Raw genomic sequence first — 20,465 nt, 5'->3', positions numbered from 1 at the left:
CTGATCAGATTGCAGTAGGCTGTTGGACATGCTTAAACCGTGCCCACAGGGGCGGTAGATCCTCGGGAACTGGGCGATAAACACCCAACTCAGACCACTGACCCGGCGCGTGAAAATCACTGCCCGCCGTGACAAACATACCAAACTCGCGCGCCAGAATTGCCAGGCTACCCACCTGATCGGCCGGCTGCATACCGTTGACCACTTCCAACGAATGCCCGCCGGCCCCGACAAAATCGGCAATCAACTTGCGGCGCTTACTCCGAGTAAAGTCGTACTGCCACGGATGCGCCAGGCTGACCCAGGCACCTGCACGGCGCAAGGTGTCGACGGTCTGCGCCAGCTCCGGCCAGTGCTGTTTGACATCACCCAGCTTGCCCGAGCCCAGCCATTTACGAAACGCTTCGGCGCGGTCTTTGACGTAACCGCCGCGCACCAAGAAATCGGCGAAATGCGGACGCGCCGGAGCATTACCACTGTCGCCCAACTCCTGCTGAATGGCCCGCGCGCCGTCCAGCGCACCGGGCATGCCTTTAGCGTCCAAACGCTTGGAGATTTCCGCCGCACGCAACCAGCGCCCCTCATGCAACTCGGCAATCGCCTGCTGCAAAGCCGGCGCTTCACGGTTGAAGGCATAACCCAAGACATGGATGGTCGCGCCGCCCCAAAGGCAGGACAACTCGATGCCATTGACCAGTTGCATGCCCAAGGCTTGCGCCGCCGCGCCGGCTTCATCGAGGCCATCCAGGGTGTCGTGGTCGGTTAACGCCAGCACCCGCACGCCGCGCTCAAACGCCCGCGCCACCACCGCAGCTGGCGCAAGTGCGCCGTCTGATGCGGTGCTATGGCAATGCAAATCAACTTCCATAAGGCGCGCTTTCCGAGTCATTTATGTTTGTTATTATGCCGGCAGATGTGGATTCTTGCTGGCTTGCGCCACTATTTCCTCGACATTGCCTGAACAGACTGTTTTTCTCCCACGGCTGCGGCCACCGCTAACGACTTCATACTAAGGATCAAGATGCTCTACGCAATCATTGCCACCGATGTGGAAAACTCGCTGGAAAACCGCATGAATGCTCGCCCGGCGCACCTGGCGCGCTTGGAGCAGCTGAAAACTGAAGGCCGCTTGATCCTCGCCGGCCCGCACCCAGCAGTCGACAGTAATGATCCAGGCCCAGCAGGCTTTTCCGGCAGCCTGGTCGTCGCGGAATTTGAATCGCTGCTGGCCGCGCAACAGTGGGCCGACGCCGACCCTTACCGCGCCGCCGGGGTGTATGCCTCCGTGCTGGTCAAACCCTTCAAGCTGGTTTTGCCTTGACGCCATCTTTGCGCTGAACAGCCCATAACAACAATGACACGCGAGGAGTTCCGATGCGTCCAGGCCCGCTGTTTCTACTCTTGACCCTGTGCTTGCCGGCCGTTACTCAGGCCGAAGAGAACCCGCCACAGCCATTGGCCGAAGCCACCTCGGCGCAGGCGCAAATCGACGATCTGGAACAGCGCCTGGCGATTAGCGAAGAACAACGCCAGGCCCTTAGCGTGGAGCTACAAAGCGCCAGCAACGAACACGAAACTGTGCAGTTGCAGCGCCTGCGTCAGGACAATCAGCGCCTCAAACTCGAACTGAAAAAAAACCAGGCTAGCGCCCCGAAACCTCTCATCAGCGAGCAACAAATGTGGTTTGCCACGGGCGCTGGAGCGGGGTTGCTGGGAGTGCTGATCGGTGCATTGTTACGCGGCGGGCGCCGCTCACGCCGCGAGTGGCTGAACTGAGCCATGAATGACCTGCTGCTTATCGACGACGATGTCGAACTCTGTGAACTGCTGGCCAGCTGGCTGACCCAGGAAGGCTTTCAGGTCAGCGCCTGCCATGACGGCCATAGCGCCCGTAACGCCCTTGCCGCACACAGCCCAGATGCCGTGGTGCTGGATGTGATGCTGCCTGACGGCAGCGGCCTGGAACTGCTCAAGCAATTACGCAGCGACCATCCGGACCTGCCGGTACTGATGCTATCGGCCCGTGGCGAACCACTGGACCGGATCCTTGGCCTGGAGTTGGGTGCCGACGATTACCTGGCCAAGCCCTGCGACCCGCGCGAACTCACCGCACGTTTGCGCGCGGTATTGCGCCGCAGCCTCGCGGCTACGCCCGGCAGTCCGCTCGACCTCGGCGATTTACATTACAGCCAGGCCCGCGGCACGGTGACCCTAGGCGAGCAGGAGGTCACCCTGACCCTCTCGGAAAGCCGCATTCTCGAAGCACTGTTACAACACCCCGGTGAGCCGGTGGATAAGCAAACGCTGGCGCAGCTGGCCCTCGGCCGCAAACTGACCCTGTATGACCGCAGCCTGGACATGCACGTCAGCAACCTACGCAAAAAACTCGGCCCGCATGCCGATGGCCGCCAACGCATATTGGCGCTGCGCAGCCGCGGCTACTACTACAACGTTTAAAACCTGCTGCGCGTCGGCCCTGCTGCGTTAAAAACCGGCTCGGCAAGCCGCTTGCGGCTAACGCGCTTTAGCGCGACCCGAAGGGCGAGTGAAACGAGTAATGCTCATTTACAGCAGTAAACTCGCGTGCGAGCCCAGTCCGCGTCCTCGCCGTTTTTTGCCTTGCATGACTCTAGCTCGCGAGGTTTTGCACAGTCTTTAAGTCAATCAGCTGCGCTGCGCCCTTTACCTAAGCTTTACCTTGCCCTGACGGCCCTTGACCTTGACCGCCCTAGACTGGGCTCATCCGGTGTTTACCGGTTTCAGACAAGGAAACACACCATGCGCAAAACACTTACCGCCGTACTGCTCGCCCTGACCCTGCCGACCCTCGCCATGGCCATGCCTGAAGGCGGCCCACGGCATAATGGCGGCGAGCACGGTGCCCGCATGTTCAAAGAGCTCGACCTGAGCAAAGAGCAGCACCGCGAAATCCGTAAATTGATGGGCGAGCAGATGAAAGGCCGCCATGCGATCACCCAGCGTTACCTGGAGAAACTCCCGGCCGCTGAGCAAAAAGCCATGCAGGATGAACTGAAAGCCGCCAAGGACAAACAGCACAACGCCATCCGCGCGCTGCTCACGCCCGAGCAACAGAAGGCCTTCGACGAACACCAGAAAAAAATGCAAGAACGCCGCGCCGAGCATAAAGCCTTCAAGGCCTGGCAAGCTGAGCAAGCAAAGAAAAGCTAAACCCATCCCCTTAAATCTGCGCCCATCAGGCCACAAGCCTTGATGGGCGTTTCTGTTACCCAAGGAGCTACCGTGCGATCACTGTTCTGGCGCATCTTTGCCAGCTTTTGGCTGGCCATTGCCCTGGTTGCCGGTTTGTCCATGCTACTTGGGCGCATGCTGAACCAGGACGCCTGGCTACTCAGCCAACACCCCGGCATGGATGACCTCGCCGAGACCTGGACCCAACGCTACGAAGAGCAAGGCCCGGCTGCCGCTCAGGCTCTGCTGGAACAGCGTAAACGCAGCTTTCGCATCGACGTACAGGTGCTTGATAACAGCGGCCAACCGGTGGTTAAAGGCACCTTCCCGGCCCGTGCAGCCGCCTTTGAAGCGCGCCACCGCAACGAGAAGCGCCTGCCCTGGCGCCGCCTGAGTGTTGATTACACCAGTCCCAGCAGCGGCGAAACCTACCTGTTTATCTACCGCATCCCGATCCCCGAAGTTGCGGCCTGGCAACGCGACAGCTTGCTCTGGCCGCTCAGCGCACTGGCGATTGCCATGCTGGTTCTGACGCTGTTCAGCCTCTGGCTCACCTTGTCGATCACCCGCCCGCTGAATCGTCTGCGCGGCGCCGTACATGATCTGGGGCAGACCGCTTATCAACAGAGCAGCCTGGCCAAGCTGGCCGAGCGACGCGATGAGCTCGGCGTGCTGGCGGCTGACTTCAACCGCATGGGCGAGCGTGTACAAGGCTTGATCAGCAGCCAACGCCAGTTGCTGCGCGATGTCTCCCACGAACTGCGCTCACCGCTGGCCCGCCTGCGTATCGCGCTGGCCTTGACCGAGCGTGCAGATGCTGTCGAGCGAGAGAAGTACTGGCCGCGCCTGAGCCAGGAATGCGATCGATTGGAAGCACTGATCAGTGAGATTCTCGCTCTCGCCCGCCTCGATGCAGAACCGGGCGCTGCGCAGCCAATCGACCTCGCGAAGCTGCTAAACACCCTGCGCGAAGAGGCGCACCTAGACGCACCGCAGCAACAGATCAATATTCAGCTGGAGCCCGACCTATTGCTCAACGGCTGGGCGGACATGTTGCAACGCGCGCTGGACAACCTGCTGCGCAATGCCCTGCGCTTCAATCCTGTCGGGCAACCCATCGAACTGACGGCCAGCCGAAACGCCGAGCAACTATGCCTGAGCGTACGCGACCACGGCCCCGGCGTAGCCCCCGAGCAGTTGGCGCGCCTTGGCGAACCCTTTTACCGCGCCCCCGGGCAAACCAGCAGCGGTCATGGCCTGGGATTGGCCATCGCCCGGCGTGCGGCCGAGCGCCATGGTGGCCAGCTGGAACTGAGTAACCACGCACAAGGTGGCTTTGTCGCCACCCTGCGTGTGCCGCTTACTCCGCCGAATCAGACGCCGGCCAAGAGCTGACAAAATCACTCACCTGTACCGCCGGCACCGCGCGCAATTCGCGCGCCGGCGTGCCAAGGTAGAGGTAGGCAATCAGCTGCTCATCTGCACCCAGGCCCAAGCCGGCAGTGACGTGTGGGTTGTAGGCCATATCCCCCGTGCGCCAGACCGCGCCGATGCCCTGAGCGTGGGCCGCCAATAAAATGCTGTGAGCGGCGCAGCCGGCGGCTAGCACCTGCTCCTGGGCTGGGACTTTCGAATCAGCCTGCACGCGGGCAATCACCAACACCAGTAACGGCGCACGCAACGGCATCGCCTGGGCTTTGCTCACCGCCTCCGGGCTGGCATCGGCCGGTAATGCACCGGCAAACAGCTCACCCAGCTGCGTCAGCGCGTCCCCCTCAACCGTCAGAAAACGCCAGGGCCGCAACTGACCATGATCAGGCGCACGTAAGGCCGCGCGAAACAACAGTTCGCGCTGCGCGGCATCGGGTGCCGGCGCCACCAAGCGCGGCGCAGAAACACGGTTTAGCAACGCATCAAGAGCGTCCATCAGTCACCTCGGCAATTCAATCAATTGGCCATTCTAGTGCCTGCGGAGCACGCGCGGGCAATCCCATGAGCAGGTTCTAGGCCACTCGCTCAGGCGAAACACTGGGCGATACCGGTGGCATCAACGGCGGCAAACCGTGTGCACTGCGCGCCGCATCACACTGCGGGTTGTGCTCGCCGTTAACCCAGGAGGCCTCGAATTCACGGCAGGTGCTGGAGCGTTCTTTATAGAGCGTGCAGCGCACGCCCTGGCCGACATCCCCCATCAAGGCATTACAACGCGTCGGTTTACTGTCCGTGCCGCGCATGGCAACACGCTGGGGGGTGATCAACACCACCTGATCGTCCGGCATCAGACCACCGGCCGACTGGCACTCACCCCAGAAAAAAGACACACGAAAGTGCGCGCAGCACGCGCCACAGCTCAAGCAAGGATTGCTATCAGACATGATTTTGAGGACTCAGAAACCGGCAGAGGGCCGGCACCGGGCGGCTATTCTATGCTGCGCCAAGCGCTTGTAAAGCGCCTAATGCAACCGCTGTACAGCCGCCACAGCGCGCGTAGAATAGCGCCCCTTTGCCCCAGTTACCGAGCCGACCCCATGTCATTGCCGACACTGCGCATCATTGCTTTTATCCTCGGCATATTCCTGATCACCCTAGCGGCCAGCATGCTGATCCCGATGCTGACGCTGCTGCTGTATTCACGCTCCGATGACCTCAATGCTTTTCTCTGGTCCAGCCTGGTCACGGCTGCTGCGGGCATTGCCATGGTCATCCCCGGCCGGCCCAAAGATGCGCAGCTGCGCCCGCGTGACATGTACCTGCTGACCACTGGCAGCTGGCTGGTGGTGTGCATCTTTGCCGCTCTGCCGATGGTGCTGATCCACCACATCAGCTACACCGATGCCTTCTTCGAGACCATGTCGGGCGTTACCACTACAGGTTCGACGGTGCTCTCCGGCCTGGATCACGCCTCACCTGGGCTGCTGATTTGGCGCTCGATGCTGCAGTGGCTGGGCGGGATCGGCTTTATCGGCATGGCCGTGGCCATTCTGCCGCTTTTGCGGGTCGGTGGTATGCGCCTGTTCCAGACCGAGTCATCGGACTGGGGCGAGAAGGTCATGCCGCGCTCGCACATGGCCGCCAAATACATCCTGTTTATCTACCTGACGCTGACCCTCGGCGGCTTCATTGGCTTCTGGCTGGCCGGCATGACGCCGTTTGATGCGATCAACCACGCAATGACCTCCATTTCCACTGGCGGCTATTCGACCTCAGACTCATCGCTGGCCAACTGGAACCAACCCGCCGTGCACTGGGTAGCGGTGCTGCTGATGATTTGCGGCGGCCTGCCCTTTACCCTGTATGTCGCGACGTTGCGCGGTAACCGTAAAGCCCTGTTTAAAGACCACCAGGTCCGCGGCTTTCTCGGTTTCCTGCTGGCCACCTGGCTGGTTTTCGGCACCTGGCTGTGGCTGCACTCGGACAACAGCTGGTGGGATGCTTTCCGGATTGTCGCGGTGAATGTCACTTCAGTGGTCACCACCACCGGCTTCGCCCTGGGCGATTACACCACTTGGGGCAGCTTCGCCGTGCTGCTGTTCTTCTACCTGACCTTTGTTGGTGGCTGTTCGGGCTCCACCTCCGGCGGGCTGAAGATCTTCCGCTTTCAGGTGGCCTACGTATTACTCAGGGCCAACTTGCAGCAGCTGGTGCATCCACGCGCGGTGATCAAGCAGCAATACAACAACCACAACCTCGATGAAGAGATCGTCCGCTCGCTGATCACCTTTTCCTTTTTCTTCACCATCACCATTGGCGTGATTGCCCTGGGCCTGACCTTACTCGGCCTGGATTGGGTCACCGCCCTCACCGGGGCCGCGACGGCGGTGTGCAACGTGGGTCCTGGCTTGGGCCCGATCATTGGCCCTGCTGGCAACTTCTCCAGCCTGCCAGATGCCGCCAAATGGCTGTTAACTATTGGCATGCTGCTGGGCCGCCTGGAAATTCTGACCGTACTGGTGCTGGTCACTAAGGCATTCTGGCGGCATTAAATGAGCACCTGCCGGATGATTAACTGACCAGGCGCGGCGACAGTCTCTAGAATCTCGCTATTACTGCAATGGAACACGCTTAAATGGCTTGGCCGACCTTACGGATCATCGCGTTTATCAATGGCATCTTTCTCCTGACGCTGGCCATCGGCATGGCCGTGCCCATGCTGACGCTGCTGCTGTTTGAGCGACCTGACGAACTCAATGCCTTTCTCTGGTCGAGCCTGATCACCTTTGTCGTGGGCATCGCGATGATCGCCCAGGGACGGCCCAAGGATATCCAGCTGCGCCCGCGCGACATGTACCTGCTGACGGTCTCCAGCTGGGTGCTGGTGGGGCTCTTTGCTGCCCTACCCTTTATGTTCTCTCTGCGCGTGGGCATCACCGACGCGGTGTTTGAAAGCATGTCAGGCATCACCGCCACGGGCGCCACCGTACTGACCGGACTGGATGACATGTCGCCAGGGATTCTGATCTGGCGCTCACTGCTGCACTGGCTCGGCGGGATCGGCTTTATCGCCATGGCCGTGGCGATTCTGCCGATGCTGCGTATCGGTGGCATGCGCCTGTTCCAGACCGAGTCCTCGGATCGCTCAGAAAAAATCATGCCGCGCTCACACATGGTCGCCAAATACATGGTCGCCGCCTACGTCGGCATCAGTTTGCTTGGCTGCCTGGCGCTTTGGATTGCCGGCATGGGCGTGTTTGATGCGATCAACCACACCATGTCGGCGATCGCCACCGGCGGGTTCTCCACCTCCGACCAGTCAGTTGGCAAATGGACCGAACCGGCTGTGCACTGGGTCACCATCGTGCTGATGATTCTCGGCAGTTTGCCCTTTGTGCTGTTTGCCTCGATGCTGCGCGGCAACTACAAAGCCTTGATCAGAGACCAGCAGGTACGAGGTTTCCTGGCGATTTTGCTCAGCACCTGGCTGCTGCTGGGCACCTGGTACTACCTGAGCACCGAACTGCACTGGCTCGAAGCCATTCGCCATGTGGCGTTCAACACCACCTCGATTATGACCACCACCGGCTTTGCCCTCGGTGATTACACGCTGTGGGGCGGCTTTGCCGGCATGTTGTTCTTCTACCTGGGGTTTATCGGCGGCTGCTCGGGCTCGACCGCCGGCGGTTTGAAGATCTTCCGCTTCCAGGTGGCCTATGTACTGCTCAGGGCCAACCTGCTGCAGCTGATTCACCCCCGTGCGGTGATCAAACAACAGTACAACCGCCATCACCTGGATGAGGACATTGTCCGTTCTATTCTGACGTTCTCGTTCTTTTTCACCATCACGATTGCCGTGCTAGCCCTGGGCTTGACGCTCTGCGGCCTGGACTGGATCACTGCACTTAGCGGCGCGGCCAGTACGGTGTCCGGTGTCGGCCCCGGCATGGGCCCGATCATCGGCCCGGCGGGTAACTTCTCCAGCCTGCCGGATGTAGCCAAATGGCTGCTGACCTTCGGCATGCTGCTTGGCCGTTTGGAAATCCTCACCGTGTTGGTGCTGATGCTGCCGGCCTTCTGGCGACACTGAGGACGAATGCGCTCCGCTACAGGCGCGCCCGGTACTCACCCGGCGTGGTGTCAAACCAGCGGCGGAAGGCGCGGAAGAAATTACTCGGGTCAGAAAACCCCAGCAGGTAGGAAATTTCCAACAGGGTCAAATTGACCTGCCCCAAGTACTGCTCGGCCAGCTCGCGGCGGGTGTCATCGAGCAGATGCTGGTAGCTGGTGCCTTCATCCTGCAAGCGCCGCTGCAAAGTGCGCTCTGACAACAACAGCGCCTGCGCCACCGCCTCACGCTTGGGCTCCCCCTGGGGCAGCAGGCGGCATAACACCTGACGCACCTGATGGGTGACCCGCGAGCCGGAAAATCGCGCCAGGTAATCACCGGCGAAACGGTCATGCAGCTGCGCCAATGCCTCATTGGCCGAGGGCAGCGGCGCATCCAGATCAGCCCGTTCAAACAGCAACGCATAGTGCTCAGCGTTGAATTTCAGTGGGCACTGAAACACGTCCTCATAGGGCAGCAGATTCTGCGGAGCCGGCCCCATCAAACTGACGCGCCGCGGACGCAGCGTTTTGCCTGTAAGCCACCGACAGAAGGCCAATGAGTGCGCCAGCGAGGCTTCCGCACTCTGCCGGGCCGACGGCAGGCGATCACCGTGGATCGCCAGGAGCATTTCATAACCTTCAGGCGTCGGGTGAAAACTGAGGTCTGCACCCTCAGCAATAATCCGCTGATAACGCACCAAACGGGCAAAGCCTTCCTGCAGATTGCGGCTGCTCATCACCGCATAACCCACCACATTAAACGCCGAGGGCCGCTGGATCTTCGCCATGTTCAGGCCAATGGCTGGGTTACCGGAAGCCTGCACCGCCAGGTGCCAGAGACGGGTCATGGCATCCTGAGCAAAACGCGCGTCGGGGTCACTCAACGCGGCGTATTCGAGACCGAGCTGAGCAAACAGGCTATGGCAATCAACGCCGCCCAGTTCCAAGGCCGCCACAATGCCCGAGGCCCAGCTGGATGAAGTGGTTCGTTCGCTCATCACTTATTCTTATTAGGGTCAGGAAGACGCAGAAGGATACTAAACTGGCACCGAATGTCAGTGGCCCGGTACGCCAGGCAACCTAGACTGCTAGCAAGCCGCTGCCGCTGCAACCCTGACGGCTACCAAACAAATAAGAGGTGCCTCTGGATGACCCGCGAAACCCACGAACGCTTCAACAGCTTCGCCGAGTTCTACCCCTACTACCTGCAAGAACACAGCAACAGTACCTGCAGACGGCTGCACTTCATCGGCACCACGCTGGTGCTGGCGATTCTGGCCTATGTAGTGCTCACCGGCGCGCTCGGCCTGCTTATCGCCCTGCCCTTTGTAGGCTACGGATTCGCCTGGGTCGGCCACTTCTTCTTTGAACACAACAAACCCGCCACCTTCCGCTACCCGCGCTGGTCGCTGATGGGCGACTTTGTCATGTTCAAGGACATGCTCACCGGGCGAGTGGCTTTTTAAGCCACAGAACGGCCCTCTAACTTCGCCACGCGGACCGACGCGCCCGGCTCAAGCCCGCGCCTTAGCGACGCATTAAGTGCCCTTACGCAGACGCCTGTCACAGCCCGCGCAGCCTTTCGACAGGTGCGCTTGGCGGTGGCCGCAGGCTTGGTTATGATCCTCGGCTATTTTGCGCAGCCCGTTCGGTGCGCCACCCAGGTGCCCGACAGAGGCGCCAGACGAGCAGCAGGGATTGTTCTATCGCATGAATGTCAAAAGCGCCCCTCGACTTCCCACCTTACCGTCACCACCGCTGCGCGAGTATTACTCACGCGTTCTGGCCTATATCGCCATTGCCGCCAGTATTGCCGCCGGAACTTATGTCCAGCATTTCGGCTATGACATTCTCTGGATGGTGCCCTACGCCCTGCTCTACCCACATTTGGCGCACCACCTGAGCCTGCGTTTCAAGCGGGAGCACCCTCAGCGCACCACCCTCAGCCTGCTTTTCATCGATGCACTGCACTGTGGCGCCGTGCTTACGCTGCTGGGCTTTTCGGTGGTGCCCTCACTGATGGCGCTGCTGATCATGGCCTTCAGCGCCTTAGTCATCGGCGGCCTGCGCTACCTTGGGCTGGCCGCGCTAATCGCCTTTAGCAGCGCAATTTTTATCTTTGCCCTAACCGACGTCACCGCGAACTTCCAGTCCCCGGTACTGGTGGCGCTGGTCAGCATTGCCTTCACCACCCTGTATATCTGCATCACGGCCTACTTCGTGCACCAGCAGGGCCTACGCCTGACCCAGGTACGCAGCGACATCAGCCGCGAGCAAGAAAAAGCCGCACGGCTGGCGCGCAACCTGGCCAAATACCTCTCGCCGCAAGTGTGGGAATCGATTTTTACCGGCAAAAAGAGCGTGCGCCTGGAAACTCAGCGCAAGAAGCTCACGGTGTTCTTCTCGGACATCAAGGGCTTTACCGAACTGGCCGAAGAGCTGGAAGCCGAGGCCCTGACTGACCTGCTCAACACCTACCTCAACGAGATGTCGAAGATCTGCCTGAAATACGGCGGCACCATCGACAAGTTTGTCGGCGACTGCGTGATGGTGTTCTTCGGCGACCCAAGCAGCAAAGGTGCGAAGAAGGATGCGGTGAATGCCGTGTCCATGGCCATCGCCATGCGCAAACACATGAAGGTGCTACGCCAGCAGTGGCGCGCCCAAGGCATCACCAAGCCGTTGGAAATCCGCATGGGGCTGAATACCGGTTACTGCACGGTGGGCAACTTCGGCGCGGACACGCGCATGGACTACACCATCATCGGGCGCGACGTGAACCTGGCCAGCCGCCTGGAAAGCGCCGCCGATTCGGGGGAAATCCTGATTTCCCATGAGACCTACTCGCTGGTCAAAGACGTGATCATGTGCCGCGACAAGGGCCAGATCAGCGTCAAGGGCTTTACCCGCCCGGTGCAGATTTATCAGGTGGTGGATTTCCGCCGCGACCTGGGCGCCACCTCCAGTTATGTCGAGCATGAGCTGCCGGGTTTTTCCATGTACCTGGACACCAATGGCATCCAGAACTTCGACAAGGAAAAGGTCATCCAGGCCCTCAGTCAGGCAGCCGATAAGCTGCGTGACAAGGTGATCATGTAAGCGCCTGATCACGCCCTACTGCGTGTAATTTCTGCACCAAACGGCCTGCACAGCTCACCGTCTAGCAGCGGCTGCTGCGCCAGAAATTCCAGCGCCGAGGCCCGCCAGGATTGCCGCGCGGCCAGCTCGGCGCAGCGCGCGCGATCCAGGCTCAAGGCCGCCACACAGGCCGCGCGTAAATCCTCATCCATGACGCCGCTGACGCCCGCCTGCAACACATCCAGCGGTCCGGCCACCGGAAACGCCGCCACCGGCGTGCCACAGGCCAAAGCCTCAAGCATCACCAAACCATAGGTATCGGTGCGCGAGGGAAACACCAATACGCTGGCGCTCTGAAAAGCCTCGGCCAGCGCCTGGCCATGCTGGTAACCGAGAAAGCGCACCTGCGGATAAGCCGCCTGCAGCGCCTCACGCAGTGGGCCGTCACCGACCACACGCTGCTCTCCCGGCAGGTCGAGGGCCAGAAACGCCTCAATATTTTTCTCTGGGGCAATCCGCCCCACATACAAAAACACCGGTTCTGCCGCACGCGGCGGCCTGACCGACGGCTGGAACAGCTGCGTATCAACGCCCTTGCGCCACAACAGCAAGCGCTTAAACCCCCAGCTAGCAAACACCTCGCGCATGCGCTCGGTGGTGACCAATACCGCCTGACTGGGTTGGTGAAACGCTCGTAAAAACCCATACCCCCAGCTCAACGGCACCCAGGGCCAACGGGTGTGCACGTATTCCGGAAAGCGCGTATGGATGGCGCTGGAGAATGCCAAGCCACGCTTGACCAACCAGCGCCGCGCGGCCCAACCCAGTGGGCCTTCGGTGGCCAAGTGCACGCAATCCGGCTGAAAGTCCCTAATGGCTGCGCCCACCCGCCAGAGATCCCACACCAGGGCAATCTCTGGATAACTGGGGCACGGCAGCGCCCGAAAATCTGCCGGCGATAGCAACTTGACCTGATGCCCCATGCCGCGCAGCTCGCTAATCAGCGCCTGTAAGCTGGTGACAACGCCATTGACCTGCGGCGACCAGGCGTCGGAGACGATCAGCATCCTCACAGCGCCGGTTCTCCAGCAGCCACTGAAGCCGCCTGCAGCTGATGCGCCTGATCATCGGCCAGGCGATACAGCTCGATACTGCCATCCAGGTGTTCGATCAGCGCCGTGCAGGACTCCACCCAATCCCCGCAATTCATGTACTCCACCTCACCCATCGAGCGAATTTCGGCATGGTGAATGTGCCCGCAGATCACGCCATTAAAACCACGCTTGGCGCACTCATGAACGATGGCTTGTTCAAAGTCGCTGATAAAGCTCACCGCAGTTTTAACCTTGTGCTTGAGGTAAGCCGACAGCGACCAGTAGCCGTAGCCATAGCGGCAGCGCCAGTAATTCAGCCAGCGGTTGAGGGTCAGGGTGAACTCATAGGCCGAGTCACCGAGAAAGGCCAGCCAGCGGTGATAACGGGTGATCACATCAAATTGATCGCCGTGAATCACCAACAGCCGGCGACCATCGGCGGTGATGTGCTCGGCCTCGTCGACCAGCTGCAGATTGCCGAGCATCAGGCTCGAATAGCGCCGCAGAAATTCGTCATGGTTGCCCGTGACGTAAATCACCTCGGTGCCACGCTTGCTCATGGTCAACAGGCGGCGGATGACGTTGCTGTGTGCCTGCGGCCAGTACACACCGCGGCGCAGTTTCCAACCGTCGATGATGTCGCCGACCAGGTAGATCTTGTCGGTTTGATAGCGCTTGAGAAACGCGGCCAGGTGTTCGGCTTGGCAGTCCCGAGTCCCTAGGTGAACATCGGAAATCCACAGGGTGCGGACACGTTGCTTGCGGCTGGGCTTGGCGAGCTGAGCGCTGGTCATAGACGACCTCCGGCTGGGTTTGCTCGAGTCTGCTAAGCGCCAGTGAAGCTGCCATGACAAGCGCATGGCAGTTGAATGACAGACCGCCAGGCAGATCTATGGGTAAACTTGGCGCCTGAAAAGGAGCCCTGCATGCCCACGCCGCTGTCGTTGCGTCATTACAGCCATGAACTACTCAGCCACAGCCATGACCACGCGCAGTTGGTTTTTGGCCTGAGCGGCATACTGGAGTTCGAAGTTGCCGGGCATGGCAGCCAAGTAAACAGGCAGACCCTGGCCGTGGTGCCCAGCGCTGCCCTGCACGCCTGCGGTAGCGAACGTGGCAGCCATTGCTTGGTACTCGATGTGCCTTGCGAGCGCTGGTTGCAGCAGCAACTGGGCAGCCACCTGGATGCCACTCGCCGACTGCTGGAAAAACCGGCAGCGGTCAGCCTCACTCCCGCGCAAAGCCAATTGGTCAATTGGCTGGCGGCCAGCGCGATCAATGACCCAGTGATTGCCCAGCAAGGCGCCGCACTGCTCTTGGCCAGCCTGACCCACGCCGATACGCCGGCCCACGAAAGTAATGCCCTGCCACTGGCCGCGCTGGATGCACATATCGATCAGCATGCCGCCCACCCGCTGCAGGTGGCGGATCTGGCGCGCCTGACAGGCCTGTCAGCGGCACGCTTTCATGTGCGTTTTCTCAGTAAAACCGGACAAACGCCTATGGATTATGTGCGCAGCCGCCGTCTGCAGTTGGCGCGTCAACTCTTGCAAAGCAGCAACCTGGCCATTGGTGACATCGCCGCACGTGTGGGTTACGCCTCACAAAGCGCCTTTACCGCGGCCCTCTCCCGGCAATTTGGCCTGTCAGCACGCGCCTTACGTGTACAGCGCGAGTAATGCGACAAACGCCGCAAGTCCTGCGACAGACTTTTGCCCGGCAGCCCCCTAGACTCCGCTGCTTAGTCTGAGGAGCCGTAGCATGCAACAGATCGAGTGGGAAGACTTTCAACGGGTAGAACTGCGCGTCGGCACCGTGCTGTCTGCGGCGCGCAATGAAAAAGCCCTGAAGCCCGCCTATGTATTGCAGGTCGACCTCGGCGAGTTAGGCGTCAAACAATCCAGCGCCCAGCTGACGGACCACTATCAATGCGCACAGTTGCTCGGCCGCCAAGTGCTCTGCGTGTGCAACTTTGCCGCCAAACGGATTGCCGGCGTGCGCTCCGAAGTACTGGTGACCGGCGTGTATGACGCCGACAACAAGGTGGTGCTGGCCAGCTTCGACAAGCCTGTAGCAAACGGTGCACGCCTGCTATGAACCCACGTAACGCGCTGTGGGCCATCCATCTTGGCGCCCTGCTTTTCGGCCTCTCAGGCATTTTTGGCAAGCTGGCTAACACCACCCCACAGATGATCTCTGCCGGCCGCGCGTTCTTCGCCGTGGTGGTGCTGCTGCTCTTTGCCAAGCTGATCAGCAATGCACAACTGGTGCGCCTCAGCCTAAAGCAGCTGAGCCAACTGGCCCTTGGCGGTGCGTTACTCGGTGGGCATTGGTGGAGCTTCTTTGAGGCGGTGCAGATATCTGGCGTAGCCATCGCCACCCTGGGTTTTGCCAGCTTCCCAGCGTTCACCGTGCTGCTCGAAGGGCTGCTGTTCCGGGAGCGCACGCAGCGAGTCGAATACACCATGGTGGCGCTGGTCTGCGTAGGCTTGGTGCTGGTTACGCCAAACTTCAATTTGGCCAACCAGGCCACCAGCGGACTGCTCTGGGCAGTCCTGTCGGGTTTTCTGTTCGCTTTGCTGTCGCTGCTCAATCGCGCCAGCACTCGCGGTATCGATCCGGTGCAGGCGGCGCTGTACCAGAACCTAACGGTGTTACTGCTCTTTATGCCGCTGGCCTGGCCAAGCCTACCCAGCGTTCAGACACAGGATTGGCTGTGGATGGCCATGCTCGGGATCTTCTGTACCGGCCTGGCGCATAGCTTGTTCGTGGCCAGCCTGAGGGTGCTCAAGGCACGTACCACCGCGGTTATTTTCGCCCTTGAGCCGGTTTATGGAATTGCCTTCGCCTGGCTGTTGTTCAACGAACAACCCACCCTGCGCATGCTTGCCGGCGGCCTGCTGATTGTCAGTGCCATCTTTCTCTCGGCGCGCATGGCCAAGTAATCTCAAGACAGACTGGCGGCGCTCAACGGTCGTTATGCCCCAGATCACGCGCGGGGTCGATCTGGTCACGCAGGCGCTGCTTGAGCACCTTGGCCTCGGGAAAGCCGCCATCGGCCTTGCGCTCCCATATCTGCACGCCATCACAGGTAATACGGAACACGCCGCCAGTACCCGGTTCGAGGCTGACCCGGGACAAATCATCGGTAAAGCTCGACAGCAACTCTTGGGCTAACCAGGCCGCGCGCAATAGCCACTGGCACTGGCTGCAATAGGTGATCACCACTTCGGCTTTTGAGGTAGACATTGGCAGGCTCACAACGGATGAAACGCGGATGATAGCGCGCGCCCACTCAAGCTCGACATAACAAAACGCCCGCGTACCAGAGGCACGCGGGCGTTAGTCAACGGCGCCTTGAATCAGGCGATCTTAGCCAATAGCTGACGGGCTTCCTGTTTCTGCTGCTCATCGCCCTCATTGATCACTTCATTGAGGATTTGGCAGGCACTGTCCAAGCTACCCTGCTCGATATAAGCCAACGCCGTGTTCAGTTTTGAGACGTTATCGTTGCTGTCCGCCAGCTCATCGAAATCATCCAAAAAGGCTACGTTAAGCTCGTCGGTCTCCCAACTGTCATGTGGGCTCTCCTCCACCAACATCGACTCAGCAAACGGGCTACGCGCATCTCGCGCTGAGGGCTCAAAAATATCTGAACCCTTGCGCTGCTCGGCAGCACTGCCTGGCTTGTCCAGCGCCTTATTCTTCGCCGCGGGGGCAAAGGGGCTCACCAGGTCCCAGTCGGCATCCAAGGACATCTCATCGAGGTTGAGCTGAACGTCATTCGCAAACGGCTCAACGGGCGCGGCCTCGACTTCATCGAGTTGCAGCACCATGTCATCAATCTGGCTGGGCGAAGGCACATCGAGCAGCTCAGCGTGCCGCGCTTTCAACTCGTCGATACGAGCCGGATTAAAGCCAGATTCACGCAGCCGTAACTCCTGCGCATTAAAGCCCTGGGCATCACCCAACAACGCCAGCACTTCGAGCAGACGAAAGCCAATATCACTGCGTTGCGGCTGCGCTTCCCAGGCCCGTTCCAAGGTGCTGGCAGCCTCAGTTAAGCGGCCATAGGCGATGTAGACATTGGCGCTTTGCAAGGCATCCTCACCCGCCGCAGGCCATACCGGGCCGGCACGCGTAGCGTCGCGAGGGCTTGTTGAAACCGCAACAGCGGGTTCGGCCGGCACTACACGCTGCGCCTTGGGTGGGTTAGGTATGACCGCAGGCATAACAGGCAGATGCGCGGGTTCTAGCGGCTTTCTAGCACGCCAGAACAAACCTGCAACAGCGGCGAGCAACAGCACCAGCAGCCCGGCGATGATCCCCAGCCAGTTGCTGCCTGACTCAGGCGCCACCGGTGGATTGACCGCAACCACGGCAGGTGTAACCGCAGCAGCGGCACTCGCGCGACTGGCAGCCAACTCAGCCTGGAGATCAGCAATCTGCTGATCACGGGTGCTCATCTGCTCCTGCAACTGCTGCACCTGCTGGCTCAGCTGCGCCAGGCTCTGCTGCAATTGCAAGGTTTCAGCGGTTTGGATGGCCAGCTCCTGCTCGACGCGCGCCTGCTCCTGGATCAGCACCTCAGCCGGCAAATCAGCGCTGACGGCGGGTGCGGGTGCAGCCTCGGCGTCCTCAACAACTTGTAAAAAGCCTTCTGCAACAGCCGGATCAACTGCGCTGGACGGCGCACTGGCGATGCGGTCGGGCAATAACAATTTCGCACCGGCACGCAGGCGGCTGACATCGCCCTCGATAAAGGCCTGAGGATTCAGGGCCTGGATATCGTCCATCAGCGCCTGGGGTGCCTGGCCAGTACCCGCGGTCAAGCGCGCGGCAATCTTCCACAAGCTATCGCCACTGACCACGCTGTAACTGTTTCCCTGTTGCGCAGTCGGCAAAACCTTCGGCTGGGCGCGTTCGCTAACCGCAGAACGCGGTGTGGCAGGCACCGCAGAAGGTTCGGGCAAACGGTTATAGGCAGCAGAGCTGGGGGGATCGAGCAGTACGGTGTACTCGCGGTATAACTTGCCGCTGGGGCGCACCACCTCAACGATAAAGTTCAGATAGGGCTCGCGCACTACTTGGGTCGACACCACGCGAATCACGCTTTTACCGCCTCGCAGCAGTGGGGTGAAGCGCAGGCTATTAAAAAAATACAAACGTTCAACGCCGGAACGGCTGAACACATCAGCGGGTGCCAGGCGCACGCGCATGTCGGCGTCACTCAGATCGCCCACATCAAACAATTCGATTTCAGCATCCAACGGCTGACTAAGCGCCGAATGCAGCGTGATTTCACCCAGCCCTAGTGCTGGGACCAGTCCCGAATAGAGGGCTGAGCCGGAGGCCAAACCAATCAGTAACTGACGAACCTTTGCCATAAAAAACGCTCCCGGTGAATCCGTCTCTGTGCTCTCGCCGCTTCCCATTGAAGGCGTGCGCGTCCAGCGCTTACGAACGTACAGAAGCCGGCAAATGCTGCGCGGGGAGATACATTCCGTGTTTAACCCGGCTGGTGCATGGCGGCAATAACGAAGGACTGACTGCTGAAAAGCCAACAGTTATTTGGCAAAAAGCCAGCACAGGCGCAAGCATAGGCTAACGGTCAAGAAAACGACAACTCCGTCACACTGAAGCCTAGCGCTCAGCGCCTGCTCGACTTGACGCCCCAGGCTGCCATTACCGTGACGGCGAACACCCCGGCCACCAGCCAAAAGCTCTGTTTAAAGGCCAGCATATCGGCCGATTGATCGCCGCCTTCAGCGCTGTGCCGCCACTCCAGAAAGAACGTCAGCAGATTCACCCCAAACGCGCCACCCAATTGACGGACGAAGGTAATGGCCCCTGCGCCCTGAGCCAGTTCTGCAGGGCTGAGGATATCCAGCGAGCCAGTGCTCAACGCCGGCAGCAATATCCCCAGGCCGACACGCCCCACGCTGGCCCAGAAGCACAGCACAAGAAATGACGCGCCCTGCTCGATCCAAGCTAACCCTGCCGCCGATAGGGCAAAAATCAGCAGGCCAGCACTCAGCAGCAGCGCCGCAGACAGTCGATCACTGAGCCAACCACCGAGAAAGGACGCCATGCCCATTAATAAACCGGCCGGCAACAGCAACATGCCCGCCCGGCCGGCGCTGAAACCTTCAACGGTTTGCAGATACAGCGGGATTAGGTAAGTCGAGCCATACAACCCCAAGCCCAGGGTCAGCGCGACCCAGCTGGCACTACGAAAACCCGCATGCCGCCACAACGTCAGCGGCAGTAAAGGCTGAGCGGCACGCCGGCTGCGCTGGATAAACACCAGGCCGGCCAGCAGCGCCAGAGTGCCGGGTAACCAGACGCGAGGAGCGTCCCAGGCAAAACGCTGCGCTTCAGCAAAGAAAAACAGCGCGGCGAATATCGCCACACTCAACCAGGCAAAGGCTTGGATATCCAGGCGCGGCGTGCTGCGCTCACGCACACTGGGCAACAACCACTGGCCGGCCAGCATGACCAGCAGACACAGCGGCAACGGCATCCAGAAGATCGCCGCCCAGCCGAAATGATCGACCAAGTAGCCGCCAATCCCCGGCCCCAATGACGGCGCCAGCATGACCCCCAGGCCATACAGGCCCAATGCCATACCGCGGCCGCCGTCGGCAAATACACGAAAGATCAGCACCATGGCCAACGGCTGCACAATCCCGGCGCACAGCCCCTGCACAATGCGCAGGGCGATCAGTTGCCAGGCGGCGTGAGCCACCAGGGCCAACAACGAGCTGATGATAAACAGCAGCAGACCGAACTGCGCCGTACGCCGTGCGCCAAAGCGCGCCTGGGCCCAGGCAGCCAACAACAAGCCAGCGGTCATGGCCGCGAGAAATCCAGTGGACAGCCACTGCGCCAGCGGCCGGCCTATAGAAAAGTCCGCCATGATTGTTGGCAAGGCGACGTTGATACTGGTGGAGGCCAGCACCATGGCCATGCTGCCGACCATCAACAACGCCAGCAGCCACTGCGGGTAACGCGGCCCGAAACGTTGCTGCAGCGCCTGCAGGTCATCACGCATTAGCGCTTTTCCAGGTTACTCAACACCTGGGCATAGACCTTCTGGCAGCGCCGTAATTCCTCTTCATCGATGCCGGCGAAGGCTTCCTCACGCAGTTGTGAGGAGATCGCCTCGATCTTTTCAATCAGCGGGCGGGCTTCTGGCATCAGGGCAATTTTCTTCGCCCGACGGTCTTCAGGCACGGCCAGGCGGCTTACCAAGCCTTGGGCTTCCAGGCTGTCAAGCAGACGCGCCAGGGTGGGCCCTTCGACGCCAACGCTCTGCGCCAATTCACGCTGGGTCGGCAACTCAGCAAAACGCCCCAGATGCAGCAGGACCAACCAACGAGCCTGAGAAAGCCCCAGGCCGACCAAGCGGCGATCCAGTTCAGCGCGCCAGGCGCGGGAGAGTTGAGCAACTTGCATGGCAAAGCGGTGTTGATCGGTAAGTGACATGGTTAACGGCTCTTAACTATAAAAAACTAATTATTAGCCAGCTAACCATAACCC

General features: G+C 60.4%; 22 protein-coding genes. 12 read left to right on the top strand and 10 right to left on the bottom strand.

Annotated features, from left to right (window positions below):
- Positions 1–4: 4 nt before the first annotated feature.
- Entirely contained in the window at positions 5–868 is an 864-nt protein-coding gene (locus tag SOP97_RS06010) for a PHP domain-containing protein (RefSeq protein ID WP_274088340.1), read from the bottom strand.
- Positions 869–1,021: 153 nt separating this feature from the next.
- On the opposite strand from SOP97_RS06010, the gene SOP97_RS06005 reads away from it, so the two are divergent.
- The 5 genes from SOP97_RS06005 to SOP97_RS05985 all read left to right on the top strand — a co-directional run bounded on the left by SOP97_RS06005 (position 1,022) and on the right by SOP97_RS05985 (position 4,605).
- Entirely contained in the window at positions 1,022–1,321 is a 300-nt protein-coding gene (locus SOP97_RS06005) for a YciI family protein (protein WP_322948587.1), read from the top strand.
- Positions 1,322–1,374: 53 nt separating this feature from the next.
- Positions 1,375–1,776 (top strand): translation initiation factor 2, encoded by a 402-nt coding sequence (locus tag SOP97_RS06000; RefSeq protein WP_322948586.1) that lies wholly within the window; start codon positions 1,375–1,377, stop codon positions 1,774–1,776.
- 3 nt (positions 1,777–1,779) lie between these two features.
- Entirely contained in the window at positions 1,780–2,457 is a 678-nt protein-coding gene (locus SOP97_RS05995) for a response regulator transcription factor (RefSeq protein ID WP_322948585.1), read from the top strand.
- Positions 2,458–2,778: 321 nt separating this feature from the next.
- Positions 2,779–3,189 (top strand): Spy/CpxP family protein refolding chaperone, encoded by a 411-nt coding sequence (locus SOP97_RS05990; RefSeq protein ID WP_322948584.1) that lies wholly within the window; start codon positions 2,779–2,781, stop codon positions 3,187–3,189.
- A gap of 72 nt (positions 3,190–3,261) precedes the next feature.
- Positions 3,262–4,605, top strand: a complete 1,344-nt coding sequence (locus SOP97_RS05985) for a sensor histidine kinase (RefSeq protein ID WP_322948583.1) — start codon at positions 3,262–3,264, stop codon at positions 4,603–4,605.
- Here SOP97_RS05985 and SOP97_RS05980 read toward each other — a convergent pair.
- Together SOP97_RS05980 and SOP97_RS05975 are read right to left on the bottom strand one after the other, a co-directional pair.
- Positions 4,571–5,137: a nitroreductase family protein gene (locus tag SOP97_RS05980; RefSeq protein ID WP_322948582.1), complete on the bottom strand. Its 567-nt coding sequence runs from the start codon at positions 5,135–5,137 to the stop codon at positions 4,571–4,573. The genes SOP97_RS05985 and SOP97_RS05980 overlap by 35 nt on opposite strands.
- 76 nt (positions 5,138–5,213) lie before the next feature.
- Positions 5,214–5,585 (bottom strand): YkgJ family cysteine cluster protein, encoded by a 372-nt coding sequence (locus SOP97_RS05975; protein WP_274088333.1) that lies wholly within the window; start codon positions 5,583–5,585, stop codon positions 5,214–5,216.
- Between the two features lie 153 nt (positions 5,586–5,738).
- On the opposite strand from SOP97_RS05975, the gene SOP97_RS05970 reads away from it, so the two are divergent.
- Complete coding sequence (locus SOP97_RS05970; protein WP_322948581.1) at positions 5,739–7,193, top strand: TrkH family potassium uptake protein; 1,455 nt, start codon at positions 5,739–5,741, stop codon at positions 7,191–7,193.
- A gap of 83 nt (positions 7,194–7,276) precedes the next feature.
- A complete protein-coding gene (locus SOP97_RS05965) occupies positions 7,277–8,731 on the top strand; it encodes a TrkH family potassium uptake protein (protein ID WP_322948580.1) in 1,455 nt (484 codons plus the stop codon).
- 16 nt (positions 8,732–8,747) lie between these two features.
- Here SOP97_RS05965 and SOP97_RS05960 read toward each other — a convergent pair whose 3' ends face one another.
- On the bottom strand, positions 8,748–9,749 hold the full coding sequence (locus tag SOP97_RS05960; protein WP_322948579.1) for an AraC family transcriptional regulator: 1,002 nt from the start codon (positions 9,747–9,749) through the stop codon (positions 8,748–8,750).
- Positions 9,750–9,899: 150 nt separating this feature from the next.
- Here SOP97_RS05960 and SOP97_RS05955 point away from each other — a divergent pair, with 150 nt between their 5' ends.
- Together SOP97_RS05955 and SOP97_RS05950 are read left to right on the top strand one after the other, a co-directional pair.
- Positions 9,900–10,217: a DUF962 domain-containing protein gene (locus tag SOP97_RS05955; protein ID WP_322948578.1), complete on the top strand. Its 318-nt coding sequence runs from the start codon at positions 9,900–9,902 to the stop codon at positions 10,215–10,217.
- 244 nt (positions 10,218–10,461) lie between these two features.
- The gene (locus SOP97_RS05950) at positions 10,462–11,850 is read left to right on the top strand and encodes an adenylate/guanylate cyclase domain-containing protein (RefSeq protein WP_322948577.1); all 1,389 of its coding nucleotides are present in this window, start codon (positions 10,462–10,464) and stop codon (positions 11,848–11,850) included.
- A gap of 8 nt (positions 11,851–11,858) precedes the next feature.
- On the opposite strand, the gene SOP97_RS05945 is transcribed toward SOP97_RS05950, so the two are convergent.
- Both SOP97_RS05945 and SOP97_RS05940 read right to left on the bottom strand, forming a co-directional pair.
- Positions 11,859–12,902: a glycosyltransferase family 4 protein gene (locus SOP97_RS05945; RefSeq protein ID WP_322948576.1), complete on the bottom strand. Its 1,044-nt coding sequence runs from the start codon at positions 12,900–12,902 to the stop codon at positions 11,859–11,861.
- Positions 12,899–13,717, bottom strand: coding sequence for a UDP-2,3-diacylglucosamine diphosphatase (locus tag SOP97_RS05940; RefSeq protein WP_322948575.1), 819 nt, complete (start codon positions 13,715–13,717; stop codon positions 12,899–12,901). The genes SOP97_RS05945 and SOP97_RS05940 overlap by 4 nt, the downstream gene beginning before the upstream one ends.
- 132 nt (positions 13,718–13,849) lie before the next feature.
- Between SOP97_RS05940 and SOP97_RS05935 the strand changes: the two genes are divergently transcribed.
- The 3 genes from SOP97_RS05935 to SOP97_RS05925 all read left to right on the top strand — a co-directional run bounded on the left by SOP97_RS05935 (position 13,850) and on the right by SOP97_RS05925 (position 15,868).
- Complete coding sequence (locus SOP97_RS05935) at positions 13,850–14,602, top strand: AraC family transcriptional regulator (RefSeq protein ID WP_322948574.1); 753 nt, start codon at positions 13,850–13,852, stop codon at positions 14,600–14,602.
- 82 nt (positions 14,603–14,684) lie between these two features.
- Positions 14,685–15,020, top strand: coding sequence for a tRNA-binding protein (locus tag SOP97_RS05930; protein WP_322948573.1), 336 nt, complete (start codon positions 14,685–14,687; stop codon positions 15,018–15,020).
- Positions 15,017–15,868 (top strand): DMT family transporter, encoded by an 852-nt coding sequence (locus SOP97_RS05925; protein ID WP_322948572.1) that lies wholly within the window; start codon positions 15,017–15,019, stop codon positions 15,866–15,868. Before SOP97_RS05930 ends, SOP97_RS05925 begins: the two co-directional genes overlap by 4 nt.
- 22 nt (positions 15,869–15,890) lie before the next feature.
- Here SOP97_RS05925 and SOP97_RS05920 read toward each other — a convergent pair whose 3' ends face one another.
- From SOP97_RS05920 to SOP97_RS05905, 4 genes are all read right to left on the bottom strand, one after another.
- Complete coding sequence (locus SOP97_RS05920) at positions 15,891–16,172, bottom strand: Rdx family protein (RefSeq protein WP_322948571.1); 282 nt, start codon at positions 16,170–16,172, stop codon at positions 15,891–15,893.
- Between the two features lie 113 nt (positions 16,173–16,285).
- Positions 16,286–18,310, bottom strand: a complete 2,025-nt coding sequence (locus SOP97_RS05915; protein WP_322948570.1) for a FimV/HubP family polar landmark protein — start codon at positions 18,308–18,310, stop codon at positions 16,286–16,288.
- A gap of 263 nt (positions 18,311–18,573) precedes the next feature.
- Positions 18,574–19,977: a DHA2 family efflux MFS transporter permease subunit gene (locus tag SOP97_RS05910; protein WP_322948569.1), complete on the bottom strand. Its 1,404-nt coding sequence runs from the start codon at positions 19,975–19,977 to the stop codon at positions 18,574–18,576.
- On the bottom strand, positions 19,977–20,411 hold the full coding sequence (locus tag SOP97_RS05905; protein ID WP_274088319.1) for a MarR family transcriptional regulator: 435 nt from the start codon (positions 20,409–20,411) through the stop codon (positions 19,977–19,979). Before SOP97_RS05905 ends, SOP97_RS05910 begins: the two co-directional genes overlap by 1 nt.
- Positions 20,412–20,465 lie beyond the last annotated feature (54 nt).

It is taken from the genome of Pseudomonas spirodelae, from assembly GCF_034653255.1.
GTDB classification, from domain to species: domain Bacteria; phylum Pseudomonadota; class Gammaproteobacteria; order Pseudomonadales; family Pseudomonadaceae; genus Aquipseudomonas; species Aquipseudomonas spirodelae.
Note: the sequence above shows the minus strand (reverse complement) of the source record. Positions and strands in the feature narration are given on the sequence as shown.